Annotated in this window: 14 protein-coding genes; 8 read left to right on the forward strand and 6 right to left on the reverse strand. The window is 66.8% G+C overall.

The annotated features are described in order from the left end of the window. Positions 1-6: 6 nt before the first annotated feature. Positions 7-795, reverse strand: coding sequence for a sulfite exporter TauE/SafE family protein (locus tag DVS29_RS13945; RefSeq protein WP_118181059.1), 789 nt, complete (start codon positions 793-795; stop codon positions 7-9). Between the two features lie 287 nt (positions 796-1,082). Here DVS29_RS13945 and DVS29_RS13950 point away from each other — a divergent pair, with 287 nt between their 5' ends. The 5 genes from DVS29_RS13950 to DVS29_RS13970 all read left to right on the forward strand — a co-directional run bounded on the left by DVS29_RS13950 (position 1,083) and on the right by DVS29_RS13970 (position 5,782). Continuing rightward, positions 1,083-1,481 carry a DUF302 domain-containing protein gene (locus tag DVS29_RS13950; RefSeq protein ID WP_118181060.1) on the forward strand — a complete coding sequence of 133 codons (399 nt, stop codon included), beginning with the start codon at positions 1,083-1,085 and terminating at the stop codon, positions 1,479-1,481. A gap of 474 nt (positions 1,482-1,955) precedes the next feature. Then, positions 1,956-2,534 carry a hypothetical protein gene (locus DVS29_RS13955; protein ID WP_118181061.1) on the forward strand — a complete coding sequence of 193 codons (579 nt, stop codon included), beginning with the start codon at positions 1,956-1,958 and terminating at the stop codon, positions 2,532-2,534. A gap of 195 nt (positions 2,535-2,729) precedes the next feature. After that, positions 2,730-3,014: a hypothetical protein gene (locus tag DVS29_RS13960; RefSeq protein WP_124800634.1), complete on the forward strand. Its 285-nt coding sequence runs from the start codon at positions 2,730-2,732 to the stop codon at positions 3,012-3,014. 106 nt (positions 3,015-3,120) lie between these two features. Then, positions 3,121-5,220 (forward strand): phosphocholine-specific phospholipase C, encoded by a 2,100-nt coding sequence (locus tag DVS29_RS13965; RefSeq protein WP_118181063.1) that lies wholly within the window; start codon positions 3,121-3,123, stop codon positions 5,218-5,220. Positions 5,221-5,410: 190 nt separating this feature from the next. Beyond that, entirely contained in the window at positions 5,411-5,782 is a 372-nt protein-coding gene (locus DVS29_RS13970) for a VOC family protein (protein WP_118181064.1), read from the forward strand. Between the two features lie 66 nt (positions 5,783-5,848). On the opposite strand, the gene DVS29_RS13975 is transcribed toward DVS29_RS13970, so the two are convergent. The 5 genes from DVS29_RS13975 to DVS29_RS13995 form a co-directional block, all read right to left on the reverse strand. Continuing rightward, positions 5,849-7,405 carry a methyl-accepting chemotaxis protein gene (locus tag DVS29_RS13975; protein WP_118181065.1) on the reverse strand — a complete coding sequence of 519 codons (1,557 nt, stop codon included), beginning with the start codon at positions 7,403-7,405 and terminating at the stop codon, positions 5,849-5,851. Between the two features lie 250 nt (positions 7,406-7,655). Further along, on the reverse strand, positions 7,656-9,065 hold the full coding sequence (locus DVS29_RS13980) for a hypothetical protein (protein ID WP_118181066.1): 1,410 nt from the start codon (positions 9,063-9,065) through the stop codon (positions 7,656-7,658). Next, complete coding sequence (locus tag DVS29_RS13985; protein ID WP_205962450.1) at positions 9,062-10,069, reverse strand: alpha/beta fold hydrolase; 1,008 nt, start codon at positions 10,067-10,069, stop codon at positions 9,062-9,064. The genes DVS29_RS13980 and DVS29_RS13985 overlap by 4 nt, the downstream gene beginning before the upstream one ends. Before the next feature lie 104 nt (positions 10,070-10,173). Continuing rightward, positions 10,174-10,641 carry a hemerythrin domain-containing protein gene (locus DVS29_RS13990; protein WP_118181067.1) on the reverse strand — a complete coding sequence of 156 codons (468 nt, stop codon included), beginning with the start codon at positions 10,639-10,641 and terminating at the stop codon, positions 10,174-10,176. 313 nt (positions 10,642-10,954) lie between these two features. Further along, positions 10,955-11,377 (reverse strand): CBS domain-containing protein, encoded by a 423-nt coding sequence (locus tag DVS29_RS13995; RefSeq protein ID WP_118181068.1) that lies wholly within the window; start codon positions 11,375-11,377, stop codon positions 10,955-10,957. A 170-nt stretch (positions 11,378-11,547) separates the two neighbouring features. On the opposite strand from DVS29_RS13995, the gene DVS29_RS14000 reads away from it, so the two are divergent. The 3 genes from DVS29_RS14000 to DVS29_RS14010 all read left to right on the forward strand — a co-directional run bounded on the left by DVS29_RS14000 (position 11,548) and on the right by DVS29_RS14010 (position 14,218). Continuing rightward, positions 11,548-11,718: a hypothetical protein gene (locus DVS29_RS14000; protein WP_164707906.1), complete on the forward strand. Its 171-nt coding sequence runs from the start codon at positions 11,548-11,550 to the stop codon at positions 11,716-11,718. A gap of 405 nt (positions 11,719-12,123) precedes the next feature. Continuing rightward, positions 12,124-13,473, forward strand: coding sequence for an oxalate/formate MFS antiporter (oxlT, locus tag DVS29_RS14005; RefSeq protein WP_276314300.1), 1,350 nt, complete (start codon positions 12,124-12,126; stop codon positions 13,471-13,473). Between the two features lie 16 nt (positions 13,474-13,489). After that, complete coding sequence (locus tag DVS29_RS14010) at positions 13,490-14,218, forward strand: GntR family transcriptional regulator (RefSeq protein ID WP_118181071.1); 729 nt, start codon at positions 13,490-13,492, stop codon at positions 14,216-14,218. Positions 14,219-14,394 lie beyond the last annotated feature (176 nt).

A 14,394-nucleotide genomic window follows, 5' to 3' on the forward strand; every position in this document is an offset into this window, starting at 1 on the left:
GCGGACTCAGGCGAGGACGAGCCGGACGCCGACGAGCGTCAGCGTGGCGGCGAGCAGGTTGCGCAACAGCTTGTCCGGCGCCCTGGATGCCAGCATGCTGCCGATCACGATGCCCGGCAGCGAGCCGATCAGGAGCGACAGCAGCATCGGCCAGTCGATCGAGCCGAGCAGCCAGTGCCCGGCGCCCGCGAGCAGCGTGAGCGGCACCGCGTGCGCGACGTCCGAGCCGACGATGCGGGTGGTGGGCAGCTTCGGGTAGAGGAGCAGCAGCACGGTCACGCCGATGGCGCCTGCACCGACCGACGTCAGCGACACCAGTACGCCCAGGATCGCACCCGTCAGCATCGTCCAGAGCAGCGTGCTGCCCTGGCCACGCGCCCGCGTGCGGTTCCCCGCCAGCTTCGCAAGCTGCGGGCGGAACACCAGCGCAAGCGCGGTGACCAGCAGCGCGGCGCCGAGCACGACCGAGATCAGCCGCCCGGCGCGCGGCGTGTCCATTCCATAGCGGTGCAGCAGGATCAGCGTGATGGTCGCGGCGGGAATGCTGCCCGCGGCGAGCCGCAGCGTCACCTGCCAGTCAACCGAGCCCTTCATCCCGTGTACGAGCGTGCCGGTGGCCTTGGTCGCCGCTGCGTAGAGCAGGTCGGTGCCGACGGCGGTGGCCGGATGCACGCGGAACAGCAGCACGAGGATCGGCGTCATCAGCGAGCCGCCGCCGACGCCTGTCAGACCGACGAGGAAGCCGACGAAAAAGCCCGACAGCGAGTACAGAGGTTGGATGTGCGCAAAGGCCATGAAGCACGCCGCGAACGGCCGTTGGTAGGTTGAGGAACGGTGAGGGCCGCGGCCTGGCGGCGACGGAAGTCCGCTATTGTCGCAAAAGCGGGCCGGTTGCGCCGGGGTAACCCTCCGGCGTGGCGGGTGCGGCGGATCTGCGCGCTTGCCGGGCGTCCGCTGGAATCCGCGGCGCTCGCGCGGAACAGAGCGCAAACGCGCATCGGTTGACCTATGCTGATTGGCGGATGCAGCGCACCGGCGATGCGGCCTGAGTGGAACGCCGATACCGCATAAGGGGAACAGCCATGCAGGATCACGGATCGGGCGACGGCATCGTGACCGTCGCGAGTCAGCACAGTGTGGACGACACTGCGGACAAGCTCGTCGCGCTGATCGAGGAGCGGCACCTGCTGCTGTTCGCGCGCATCGATTTTCATGCGGATGCGGCGCGGGCCGGGCTCGCGATGCAGCCGTCGCAGCTCGTCGTGTTCGGCAACCCGCGCGCGGGCACGCCGTTGATGCAGGCCGTGCCGACCGCGGCGCTCGATCTGCCGTTGAAAGCACTGATCTGGCAGGACGACGACGAACGGACGTGGGTGTCGTACAACGCGACCGACTGGCTGCAGCGCCGGCATCGCGCGAGCGACGAACTCGTGAAACCGCTTACCGCGATCGAAGCGCTCGTGAATCAGGCGGCGAACTGAACCTGCGCTGAGCTGCAACCCGTCGACGGACACGAAACCTGCTGGAGCGACACACAGCCGACGCAGTCGCAACCCGACCTGAACCCATCGAACGATTCGTCGATCCCGTACCATGGCGATGCCGATGACGCCTGGCGGGACGCCGCGTTCAGCAACAGCGATATCGTCAATCCACGCGATCCTGGCGCGCGCAGCAATGCGACGCCAGATCGGGCCGGCGACGCCTCCATCCAGCACCACCCGGACGGCAGGATCCAGTCGACGCACACGGTCGATCCCAGGGGCAAGCTGCTGTCCACCTCGACCTGTGCATACGACCAGTACGGCAGCTACAGCGTCAACGTCGCAGGCAGCACCTGCAGGACGATCCAGCAAGGCCAGTTCAATGCCGACGGCTCCGGCAGCGAGCGCGGCTACGATGCCGACGGCTGACGCAAGGAGACGCTGTTCAACGCGCGGAACCGCACGACGCAGATGACGCGGTACACCGACGGCCGCGAGGCCCGGGCGGACTTCTACGATCCGGACTCGGGCCGGCTCACGAACCAGACGGCCACGAACGCGGACGGCAGCCGCGTGCAATATGGGCTGAACGCGCGGGGCGCGGTGGCGGAAAGGGTCAACCACGATGCGAGCGGCAAGCGCACCGATTCGTTCGCGTTCGACCGGAACGAAGGCAACGGCGGGACGGCCACCTGGGTGACGTACAACCCCGATGGGAGCAAGAGCGGACAAGGGGAATGCCGACGGCTGGATGTCCTGGAGCGTCGACGCGAATGGACAGAAGTCCGGTCAAACGACGAAGCCATCGAGTCAGGCCGATCGTGCGGCCTTCCTGCAGTACAGGTCGGGCGTCGTAGGTATGCCTGCATCCGCGGGCAATTCCCGAAGGTAATGTTGCCGTCGATGGACGTCGCAGCGCTGCCTGCGCGTCCAGCTTCACGACACACCGCCGCGCTGCATCCGGGGCGGCGCGGCGGCGCATCGCGATGGCGGATTCCGCAACGAACCCATCACGGAATCCGCATGAACGCTATCGCGCGCATCGCCTGAGCGCCCGCGAACGGGTCATTAAGCTGACACGGTTCGCGCCTTATGCTTCGCGTGCTTCATCTGCATCGCATTGCAACGCGCATTGCACTGTTTCGATCGTTCAGCGAAGGATCGATGCGCGCGCATGAGTCCGATGCGTGAAGCGCGATGAGGCGCTCCCGACAGCGGATCGCCAACGATCACAACGAGGCGATCATGAGCCAGGTTCATCACCCGCGCTCCTCTGGCTGCCGCCCCACCAGCAGCATCGATGCAGGCTATAGCGCGCGTGCCACGCGCTGTCTGTATGGGTCGCTGGCGTTACTGCTCGTCGTGACGCTCGCCGCATGCGGCAACGACGACGGCACCTCGGGCGCGCAGACCAGTGCGAACGCACAGCAGGATTCCTCGCAGTCTTCGACACCGCAGCCCACCCAGCAGGCTGCGCTCGCGCCGTCCGGCGACGGCCTTGCCTCTCCAGTCATGCACTACCCGCAGTAAGCCGCGAGTGCGCGCGTGCCGCCGCTTCCGGCGCGCGATGTCTCGCGGTCCCACACCACGCAGTCAATCGCAACTTCACCGATATCTGATCTGGGGACGGCTCAACATGACTTCAAAGAACCGACGCGACTTTCTGCGTCTCGCGGTCAACACGGTCGGCGCTGCTGCCACGATGGGCGCGCTGCCGCAGTCCATCCGCAATGCACTGGCGATTCCCGCGTACAACGCGACGGGCACGATCGAAGACATCCAGCACATCGTGATCCTGATGCAGGAGAACCGCGCATTCGATCATTACTTCGGCACGCTGCGCGGTGTGCGCGGCTATGGCGACCCGCGGCCAGTGTCGCTGCCGAACGGGCAGTCCGTGTTCAACCAGCCGAACGGCACGGGCACGCTGCTGCCGTTTCATCCGGGCGCGGCGAACCTCGGCCTGCAGTTCATCCAGGATCTGCCGCACGACTGGCAGACCACGCACCTCGCGTGGGACCAGGGCAAGTGGGATGCGTGGGTCGCGAACAAAGGCACGACGACGATGGCGTACCTGACGCGCGACGACATTCCGTTCCACTATTCGCTCGCCGACGCATTCACGATCTGCGACGGCTACCACTGCTCGCTGCTTGGACCGACGGACCCGAACCGCTACTACATGTGGACCGGCTGGGTCGGCAACGACGGCGCGGGCGGCGGCCCGGTGATCTCGAACGCGGAACTCGGCTATGGCTGGACCACGTTCCCCGAAGTGCTGCAGAACGCGGGCGTGTCGTGGAAGATCTATCAGGACATCGGCACGGGCCTGAACGCAGCGGGCTCGTGGGGCTGGACGGAGAACGCGTACATCGGCAACTACGGCGACAACTCGCTGCTGTACTTCAACCAGTACCGCAACGCGCTGCCGGGCACGCCGCTGTACGACCGCGCCCGCACGGGCACCAACATCAGCGCGGGCGGCACGCTGTTCGACGTGCTCAAGCAGGACGTTGCCGCGGGCACGCTGCCGCAGGTGTCGTGGATCGTCGCGCCGGAGGCGTACACCGAGCACCCGAACTGGCCCGCGAACTATGGCGCGTGGTACGTCGAGCAGGTGCTGTCGGTGCTCACGTCGAATCCGGACCTGTGGAGCAAGACGGCGCTCCTCATCACGTACGACGAGAACGACGGCTTCTTCGATCACGTGGTGCCGCCGTACGCGCCGCTGCCTGGCGGCAAGGGCGCGTCGACGGTCGCGACGACCAATGAGTACTACGCCGGCGACCCGAGCGACGAGGCTGGCCCGTATGGCCTCGGCGCGCGCGTGCCGATGATCGTCGTGTCGCCGTGGAGCCGCGGCGGCTGGGTCAATTCGCAGACGTTCGACCATACGTCGATCATCCGTTTCATCGAAGCGCGTTTCGGTCGTCAGTACAGCATCCCGGAGTCGAACATCACGCCGTGGCGTCGCGCGGTGTGCGGCGATCTCACGACCGCATTCAACTTCAGGAACCCGAACGATGCGTTCCCGACGCTGCCGAGCACGGCCGGCTACGCGCCGCCCGACCAGCTGCGCCATAACGACTACATCCCGGTGCCGCCGGCTACGCAATCGCTGCCGAAGCAGGAGCAGGGTCTGCGTCCGTCGCGCGCGCTGCCGTATGAGCTGTTCGTGCACGGTCGGGTGGACGGCACGAGCTTCGTGCTTGACTTCGACAACACGGGCAATCAGGGTGCGGCGTTCCATGTGACGTCGAACAATCGCAGCGATGGCCCGTGGGTGTATACGGTCGAAGCGAACCGGAAGCTGTCGGACACGATCGCGCCGCTGAGCGCGACGGCGCCGCAGTACCAGTTTTCGGTGCACGGTCCGGCCGGCTATCTGCGCGAGTTCGCGGGCAACCCGACGCTCGCGACGGGCCGCGCTCACGCGAACATCGAAGTGGTGAGCGGCTACGACGTCGCGAACGGCAACATCGCGCTGCGCATCACGAATCGCGGCACGGCGTCGACCCGCGTGACGGTCGTGAACAGGTACGGCACGGGCTATCCGCGCGTGTTCCTGCTGCTGCCGGAACAGCGCATCGAGGATTACTGGGACCTGCGCGGCAGCTATGGCTGGTACGACATCTCGATTACGGATAGCGCTGACGCCTCGTTCGTGCGCCGCCTCGCGGGCCGCGTCGAAACGGGCCGCGACAGCATGAGCGATCCGGCTATCGCGACGGTTTGAATGCCGTTACGGTGAAGGGCGCGCCCGAGGAGCGTTCTTCACCGATCGCGCGCCGCGTTGCAGTCGATGAAGATCGATGGACGCGGCGCGTTTCATTTACGTGTCCACTCGTGGCCCCCACCGCAAGATTTCCCAGGATTTTCCAACCCCCATCGACCATCATCAGATCTCCACCACCCGGAGACCGAAGATGTTCGATCACATCGGCATTCACACCCGTGACCTCGACCAGAGCGTCGCGTTCTATCGCGAGGCGCTCGGCGCGCTGGGCCACACGCTGGCATCGAGCGGCGATGGTTATGCGGGGCTCGGCCCCGCGGACGCACCCGCGCTATGGCTCTACGCAGCAAGCGACACGCATCAGGCAGCTCACGGCTCGCACATCGCGTTCCGCGCGACGAGCCGCGCCGCCGTGGATGACTTTCATGCGAAGGGACTGCGCGCCGGCGGTCGCGACAACGGCAAGCCCGGCCTGCGTGCGGACTACGGCCCAGGCTACTACGCAGCATTCCTGATCGACCCCGACGGCAACAACGTCGAAGCGGTGTTCATGGAGGCTTGACGCAAGCGGACGCGTGAGCGGCACGTCATGCACATGACACACTGCCGCACCGGCCGCAAAACCCGCTCACGCCGCGCTCAACCTGAACACCGCCACCGCTTCGTTGAGCTGCTTCGTCTGCGTTTCGAGCGACATCGCCGCGGCGGACGCTTCCTCGACGAGCGCTGCGTTCTGCTGCGTTGTGTCTTCCATCTGCGCGACAGTCTGGTTGACGAGTTCGATGCCGCTCGACTGTTCGCCTGACGCGAGACTGATCTGCGCGATGATCGCGCTCACGCGTCCGACGGCCTCGACCACCTCGGTCATCGTCGAGCCGGCGCGCAGCACGAGTTCGCTGCCGTCGCGCACCTTGCTGGTGGAGTCGTGAATCAGCTCCTTGATCTCTTTCGCGGCGGATGCCGAGCGCTGCGCGAGATTGCGCACCTCGCTCGCGACCACGGCGAAGCCGCGACCCTGTTCGCCCGCGCGGGCCGCTTCGACCGCGGCGTTCAGCGCGAGGATGTTGGTCTGGAACGCGATGCCCTCGATCGTGCCCACGATCCCCACGATGCGCTGCGAGCTGCCCGAGATCGCGTCCATCGTCTCGACCACCTGCTGCACGGCCGCGCCGCCGCGCGCCGCGATGTTCGACGCGCCGGATGCGAGCGCATTCGCGCTCAGCGCGTTGTCCGCGTTCTGCCGCACGGTCGCGGTGAGTTGCTCCATGCTCGCCGCGGCCTGCTGCAGTGCGGCCGCCTGCTGTTCGGTGCGGCTCGACAGATCGAGGCTGCCGCCCGCGATCGCGCGCGCATCCTGCACGATCGTTTCGGTGCCGTGGCGCACGGTGCGCACGGTGTCGATCAGGCCGTTCTGCATGTCGCGCAGCGCGTCGAGCAGCACGCCCATCTCGTTGTTGCGTTGCGCGCCGATGGTGCTTGTCAGGTCGCCGGCGGCGATCTTCGCGAAGTAGTCGACCGCAACTTTGACCGGCTGCACGATCGCGCGCGACAGCACCCGCTGCGCGACGAAGGCCGCGATCAGCGCAACTGCGCCCGCGCCGCCGAGCATCCATAGCATCGCGACGAAGTGCCGGTGCGTGTCGTCGAAACGCGCCTTCTGGCGCTGCACCTGGAAGTCTTCGAGCGCGGTGATCGCGGTCTGGTAGTTCTCGTAGAGCGACGCGGGCGCTTCGCGCTGGGTCGTCACGAAGCCGACGAGGTCGCCCTGGTCGAGTTCCTGCAGACCGTGCTCGAGCAGTTGCGACAGCAGCTGCTGGCGGCTTGCGAGCATCGCATCGACGAGCGGCTTCTCCGTGCTGCCGGGCGCATGCAGACCTTTGAACGCATCGAGTTCGCGGTTGCTTTCGCCGAGGAGCGCATGCAGCCGCGCGATCTGCCTGTCCGCGGTCTGCCCCGCGCTCACCAGCTGCTCGACCTCGCCGAGCGTGCCGCGCATCTGCAGCAGGCGCTCGGAACTCGTTTTCAGATGCAGCAGCGACGCGGTGTCGTCGCGATACATCGCGCCGAGCGCGGCGTTGCTGGCGGAGAGTCCCGCCGCGCTGCCGGCGATCACGCAAAGCAGCAACAGCGTGTAGCCGGCGATGGTCGCGGCGAGTCCGCCGCGGATCGTGAAGTGTGTCGCCATGAATCGCAGGCGCGTGTGCCGACGTTGCGGCAGCGCGAGCCCGTTGCCTCCGTTTGACGGATGGAACCGGTGGACGGGCTGCGTCACGCGTCGAAGCACGGCGTAAATCCGAGGGCGGACGTCGCGATGAGCAGGCCTACTGCCGGGATGTCGGCGCGTGGCCGCTCAGGGATCAACAGCAATGCGACGCGGAGTTGGCGGATAGCGACATGCGCGGATTGCCCGCGCGCTCAGGTGTGGTCAGGCGTGCTCAGGTCGTTTCCTCGGCCTGCGTGTGGGTGCTCACATCGACGCCATGCGTTCGCGCGTGATGCCGCAGCGCGCGATCGAACGCATCGACCGAAAGCGGCGTGGGCCGCTCGAACATCGGCCCGCGTTTTTCGAGCGCGCGATGAAAGCGCGCGAAGGTCGCGAAGTCGCGCGGGAAGCGATCGGCTTCGGCGCTGGACAGATGCGCGCTCGCGCTCGCCGACTCGATCAACGCCTGCCAGTGCGCGGCGGGCGGCACGCCGATCCCGTCGGCGCCATGCGCGAACAGCATCAGGTCGATCGCATCGTACGGGCGGTCGCGTTCTAGCAACTGCTTCAGCACTTGCGCGGATGGCTCCGTGCCGAGCAGCAGCCAGAACGGCAGCGCATGCAGCCGTAGCGTGGTGTGCGGATCGGTCAGCACGAAGCTGTCGATAATCAACCGCTTCGACGCGATGCCGGCCGCGCGATACCAGTCGCGATAGACGTCGTAGGTCAGAAAGCTGAGCGCTTCCGGTTCCTCGAAACGCAGTTCGACGAGCCGCCAGCCCGCTTCCGCGCTGAGCGTGCGCAGTTCGTCGAGCAGCGCCATGTCGAAGCCCCATTCGGCCTCCGGCGCATGCCCGTTCGGACGCGGCGGCTCCCAGTGATGCAGCGACACGCCGTGCTGCTCGAACAGGCGCCGCACGCGCGGTCCGCCGCGGAAGTATTCGCTGCGGGTCGCGCCGCCGAGCGCGCCGAACTGGAACATCGCGCGCGGCCCCAGATGCGTGACCGGCCATTGCAGCGTGCAGACGTCCACGTACAGCGTCGCACCCGGCTTCAGGTTCGCGAGCAGGAACTCGCGCCACGCGAGCGGCAGCCTGCGATGCTTGAGGCGGAAATAGCGCATCGACTTCAACGCGTGCCGTTCGTGGTTCGGATCGTGCGCCTGATGCACGGCGATGCGCGCATCGGCGGCGACGAGCGCATCGAGTGCGCCGCGTCCTTCGGTGAGCGCGCGTTCGACGTCATCGGGGTCGCTGTTCGGCGCGCGCACCGGACACAGCACGGTCTGCGGCAGCCACGGTGCGTCGAGCGCGGCGGCGAGATGCACGAGCGCGCCGTTCGACGCGCCGATGAACGCGGTGGAATAGGGCCGCGCGGGATAGAGCCCGCAGAGCCAGCTCGCGATGCGTTCGATGTCGAGGCGCGTCGCGCTGCGCGGACCGATCGCCTCGGCCGCGCCGCCGCCCGGGTACGCGATGCCGAGCATCGCGCCCGGCAGCGCATTCACGATCGGCGCCGCGCGTTCGACGAACGCCGACTGCCCGGGGTTGCTGAACGGTTTGCCGTGCAGACACGCCGCGAGCGCCTGTACCATGGCGGCGGCCGAGTCGAAACGGGCGATTCCGCGCGGGGCATGACTCACGATGGCGTCTCCGTCGATAGCGAGGGGGCGATCGCTGCCGTAATGAACGGCCGGATCGCGTGCGCGAAACTGTACGGATAAGCGTAGTTCAACGTGTGGGTGCCGCCTCGCAGCACCAGCAGTTCGCCGCGTGGCAGCCGGTACGCGACCTGCGCGCCCCAGCCGGGCGGTGACACCGGGTCGCGGCTCCCGCATACCACCAGCGTTTCCGCCTGGATCAGCGGCAGCCGGTTCTCGATGCGATGGCGCGCCGCAAAACGCAGCGTCGCGAACATGCGCCACAGGCCGGCTTTTGCGTAGTCGATATGGGACAGATGGCGCGGCGAACGGCCGTGCTCGCGCTGCGCATTGACGAAGTCGCGCCAGACGAGACGCGGCAGGCTGCGCGCGCGCGGATCGACGGTCGGGCCTTGCAGCACGAGCGCGATGACGGCGCGCGGAAAGCGGGCGGCGAATTCGGCCACCACCTGGCAGCCGAACGACTGGCCGACGAACACCGCGGCGTCGAGCCCGACCGCCTTCAGCCAGCCGTTCAGCGCGTCGGCGAGCGCGGGGACGTCGAGCGGCGCGCCGTCGGAAGTGCTTTCGCCGAAGCCGGGCAGATCGGGTGCGTAGACGTCGAAATCGGCGGCGAGCACGGTGGCGAGCGGCTCCATGTAGCGGCTCGATACCGCGAAGCCGTGCACCAGCACGAGCGGCGGCCGCGCGGGTTGCGCGGATTGTGCGCCGGGCGCGCGGCTCACGCGGGCAAACATCTGGTAGGGCCCGGCCTGCACGCGCAGGCTGGTCAGACCCGCCTGCCGCGCGGCTTCGCTCATCGCGGGCGTGGCCTTCAGCTGCAGCCAGCGGCGGCGCGCCAGCAACCCGGCGACGGTCAGCACCGTGCCGGCCGCGATCAGCAGCGCCGCGGCCGTTGCTGTGCCGTCACGGTCCGCGTCGTCGCGCGGTGCGTATTGCGCTTCCCCGTGGTCGTCGGCTTCGGGCGGGTCGTCGTGTCCGGTCACGATGGCTCCTTCGTCAGGCGGCCGGCGCGGCTTCGACGCGCGCGCGGCGTGCGGTCACCCGCACGACTTTACGCCGCTTTGCGGCCTTCGACGATGCGCGAGCGTCATAGCAGCGCGACCTCGACGCCAAGTTCGGCCTGGGCCGCTTCGAGTGCTTCGGCGAGCGCATCGAGATTGCCGATGGTGCGCTTCGCGAGCGGATACAGATGACCTTCTTCCAGGCCGATATGGCCTGCCAGCTGCATCTGCAACAGCCCGATCGATGCGGCGCGCGTCGCTTCGTCGAGCCGTGGCCGCGCGAGCGTCGCCGCGATCGCCTTGAGCATGTCGTGCTGGCCGCGCACCGTCGCGAGCAGCTGGCGGGCTGGCATCAGTGCGCCGGCGGCTTCGTCGAGCGCTGGGTACAGCACGCCGGTTTCGAGGGCGGTGTGCGCCGCGAGCTCGTCGCACAGTTGCGTGACGATCGCGCCGCGTTGCGCGGGGGAGGCAGTCGCATATTCGGCAAGCAGCGTTTCCAGCGTGCGATGGCTGGAGGCGAGCAGCGAAATCGCGTCGAGCGTGCCGACGAGCATCGTGTTCTCCTTGCGCCCGGATCGAATGCTGTCGACACCCGGACGATAGACGTTTGGCTGACGTTAGCGTGCCAAGCAACCGGCGTGCACGGACGGAGCGCCTACATCAGAAGCCCGGCAGGACGCGACGAAGAACCGGGCGTCGAAGCTCGGTATGGATCGAAATGACGCTCGCGTCGCATCGGTCGGCATGGTGCTTCCACGCACGACGACAGGGTTACGCGTAGCTTTTACAGTGGCGATGCGGGGTGCTGCTGCGGCTTCGTTCTGCCTGAATACTGCGTGCTGCTGAGGTGTTCGACGCTTCGATGCCTCAGCGTGAGGGCAACGACGGCGCCGAGATCGCGCCGAGCGTCGACGCGAGGCCGCTGTCATGCGCGGTGAGATCGGCGAGCGCGACCATGCCGATCAGATGACGATTGCGATCGACGACGGGCATCTGCCTGATGTGCGACGCTTCCATCTTGTACTGGACGACCTCGAGGTCGTCGTTCTCGAAGCACCAGTCGATAGGCTCGGTGGCGATGTTGCCGACGGGCGCGGTGCCATCGAGTCCGTGTGCGACAGCGCGGGTCGCGATATCGCGATCGGTGACCATGCCGATCAGGCGCAGGCCGTCGCACACGGGTAGCGCGCTCACATTCAGACGCTCCATCAATTGCGCGGCCGCCTGCACGGTATCGGTCGACGTGACCGGCACGGCGTCGCGCGTCATGACCTCGACTACGGTTGTCATGCTGTCCTCCCATTTTTCATGGAGTGAGAATGCAAACGCTATGCCGCGCATGCAGGCGGCATGGGGTCGGAGAATCGTGTCGCGATGTGTTGCGGCACAGCGCGAACGCGAGCACGTTGGAACGGTGTATGCGTGGTGTTCAGATTGACGTCGACACAACGGAGGACCTGATGAGCTTCCAATTCCGACGAACCGAGCCGCCGCGTCACGACTGGCGTCGCGCGCATGAACGGCTGGATCTGGTCGAACGGCGGCGCTCCGACCTGCACGCGACACTGTATGCCGCGGCCACCACGGCGATCGCCTGCGCGGCGCTGCTGGCATCGGCGGCGCTGGCTTGACGACGTTGGGGTAATCCCGCAGCGCGTGCCTTGCTGCACGCAATTTCTTCCTTCGTTTCCGCCAGTCTGACCACGTCTCAGGCGCGCCAGCCGGTGCGCCTGCCTGCATTTGCAGCAACGCATGCTGCACTGCGATCACCCCGCAATGCAGTGCGCATTCAACCCCCTATCGCCTTTCATTTCTGTCAAGCGACGAACGTGCGGCAAACGTATTGCGTCGCCGCAATGCAACGTTGGCGAACCATTCAGAGGAGCTTATAAAAACCATAAAAATGTTTGATTTTTTTCCCCCGCCAAATGGCTCCACCATGCACGAGCGCCATTGCATCCAGTCAAGCGTTACGACGCACACACAACAGAACTGCAGCCGCGGCGCGCCGCACAGTCATCATCGGAGACGGAGTCTTGGGACAGTCACACAAGGTAGCTGCCGGCCAGACGGCATCATCGGGCCGGTCCGCGCGCCATCACAGCCGCTGGGCCCAGCTCGCGATCGGCATTGTCTGCATGGGCCTCGTCGCGAACCTGCAGTACGCGTGGACGCTCTTCGTCGAGCCGATGAACGCGAAGCATCACTGGGGGCTCGCAGCGATCCAGACCGCGTTTTCGATCTTCATCGTCACCGAAACCTGGCTCGTGCCGGTTGAAGGCTGGCTCGTCGACCGCTTCGGTCCGCGCCCGGTCGTGATCGGCGGCGCGATGTGCGCGGGGCTCGGCTGGATTCTCGATGCCGTCGCGCCCAGCCTTCCGGTGCTGTACGTCGCGGCGTTGATCTCGGGCGTCGGCGCCGGCTGCGTGTACGGCACCTGCGTCGGCAACGCGCTCAAGTGGTTTCCGGACCGCCGCGGTCTCGCGGCCGGCCTGACGGCCGCCGGCTTCGGCGCCGGCGCCGCGCTCACCGTGATTCCGATCGCCGCGATGATCCAGCGTTCGGGCTACCAGCACACGCTGATCTTCTTCGGCCTGTTGCAGGGCGGCGTGATCCTGCTGCTCGCGACGCTCCTGATCCGTCCGAATCCGCCGGCGTTCGCACGCGGCGTGAAGCGCGTGGTCGCGACGAAGGTGGACTACACGACGGGCGAGATGATCCAGTCGCCGGTGTTCTGGGTGATGTACGCGATGTTCGTGTGCGTGGCCGCGGGCGGCATCATCGCGACCGCGCAGATCGGGCCGATCGCGAAGGAATACGGCTTCGCGTCGATGCCGGTATCGTTCTTCGCGGCGACGCTGCCGCTCCTCACCGTCACGCTGTCGATCAACAACGTCTGCAACGGCTTCACGCGTCCGCTGTGCGGTGCGATCTCGGATCGCATCGGCCGCGAGAACACGATGTTCATCACCTTCCTGGGTGAAGGGCTGGCGCTGCTCGGCCTGATGCACTTCGGCCACAACCCGTACCTGTTCATGACGTTCTCGGCGCTGATTTTCCTGTTCTACGGCGACATCTTCTCGAACTTCCCGGCCACCTGCGCGGACACCTTCGGCGCGAAATACGCGGCCGGTAACGCGGGCACGCTGTACACGGCGAAGGGCACGGCGGCGCTGCTGGTGCCGATCGCGTCGGTGCTGTCGGAACATGGCGGCTGGAACACGGTGTTCATCGCGGCGGCGTGCATCTCGATAGCGGGCAGCGTGTCGGCGAAATTCGTGCTCGCGCCGATGCGCCAGCGCTGGATCGAGCAATCGGCGAAGGACAGCGAGCAACTCGCGTTCGGCGGCGCGTTCGAACCGGCGCCGCTCGGGTCGAACGAGTGACGGCACGAGCAACGCCATGTCTTCGCCGATGAGCTCACCGTTCACGCGCGCGATGCCGCTGACACTGACGTTGCGGCCGATTCACGCGGGCGCGTCGCTGCGCGACCAGGCGTATGCGCGGCTCAGGCAGGCGATCGCGGAGGCGGACATCTACGGCTCGCGCGAAGCGATCCGGCTCGACGAGCGCAACCTGACGGAGGCGCTCGGCGTGAGCCGCACGCCGATCCGCGAAGCGATGACGTTGCTGGAGCAGGAGGGCTTCGTGCGCGCGGTGCCGCGGCGCGGCATCTTCATCCAGCGCAAGACGCGGCGCGAGATCGTCGAGATGATCCAGATGTGGGCCGCGCTCGAGAGCATGGCCGCGCGGCTCGCGACGCAGTACGCGACAGACGACGAGATCGCGGACCTGCGGCGTCTGTTCGACAATTTTCACGGCGAGTACCAGGCGCCGGCGCGCCATATCGAGGAGTACTCGGAGGCGAACATCGCGTTTCATCAGGCGCTCGTGCAGCTGTCGAAGTCGCAGATGATCGCGCGCACGATCCGCAACGTGTTCGCGCATGTGCGCGCAATCCGCAAGCTGACGATCTCGCAGAGCGACCGCGCGTCGCGCTCGATCGGCGAGCACATGCGGATCATCGAGGCGCTCGAGGCGCGCGATACCGAAGGCGCCGAGCGCCTCGCGCGCGAGCACTCGCTGGAGCTCGCGGCGCACGTCGATGCGTGCTGCGATTTTCTCGACTGAACTGAACGTCTAAAGGAAGCGGAAGCTCGCTGCCGGCAGGAGTAAAGAAATAGGGATCAGTGTTTGTGTGTATGTAATATATCACACACCAAATATTTTAATGGGATGTTTGCGGCAACGCAGCGAAGCCTCTAGTGAACCTTAGATACCTGAAGAGACGGAGCTTCTAGCGATCG

This window comes from Paraburkholderia phosphatilytica (assembly GCF_003443895.1).
Classification (GTDB): domain Bacteria; phylum Pseudomonadota; class Gammaproteobacteria; order Burkholderiales; family Burkholderiaceae; genus Paraburkholderia; species Paraburkholderia phosphatilytica.

Coding starts and splice junctions, on each gene's coding strand:
- DVS29_RS13995 (WP_118181068.1), bottom strand. CDS start 11,377: ATGACAACCGTAGTCGAGGTCATGACGCGCGACGCCGTGCCGGTCACG.
- DVS29_RS13950 (WP_118181060.1), top strand. CDS start 1,083: ATGCAGGATCACGGATCGGGCGACGGCATCGTGACCGTCGCGAGTCAG.
- DVS29_RS13945 (WP_118181059.1), bottom strand. CDS start 795: ATGGCCTTTGCGCACATCCAACCTCTGTACTCGCTGTCGGGCTTTTTC.
- DVS29_RS13990 (WP_118181067.1), bottom strand. CDS start 10,641: ATGCTCGTCGGCACGCTCGACGCGATTTCGCTGCTCGCCTCCAGCCAT.
- DVS29_RS14010 (WP_118181071.1), top strand. CDS start 13,490: ATGTCTTCGCCGATGAGCTCACCGTTCACGCGCGCGATGCCGCTGACA.
- DVS29_RS14000 (WP_164707906.1), top strand. CDS start 11,548: ATGAGCTTCCAATTCCGACGAACCGAGCCGCCGCGTCACGACTGGCGT.
- DVS29_RS13970 (WP_118181064.1), top strand. CDS start 5,411: ATGTTCGATCACATCGGCATTCACACCCGTGACCTCGACCAGAGCGTC.
- DVS29_RS13960 (WP_124800634.1), top strand. CDS start 2,730: ATGAGCCAGGTTCATCACCCGCGCTCCTCTGGCTGCCGCCCCACCAGC.
- DVS29_RS13955 (WP_118181061.1), top strand. CDS start 1,956: ATGACGCGGTACACCGACGGCCGCGAGGCCCGGGCGGACTTCTACGAT.
- DVS29_RS13965 (WP_118181063.1), top strand. CDS start 3,121: ATGACTTCAAAGAACCGACGCGACTTTCTGCGTCTCGCGGTCAACACG.
- DVS29_RS13975 (WP_118181065.1), bottom strand. CDS start 7,405: ATGGCGACACACTTCACGATCCGCGGCGGACTCGCCGCGACCATCGCC.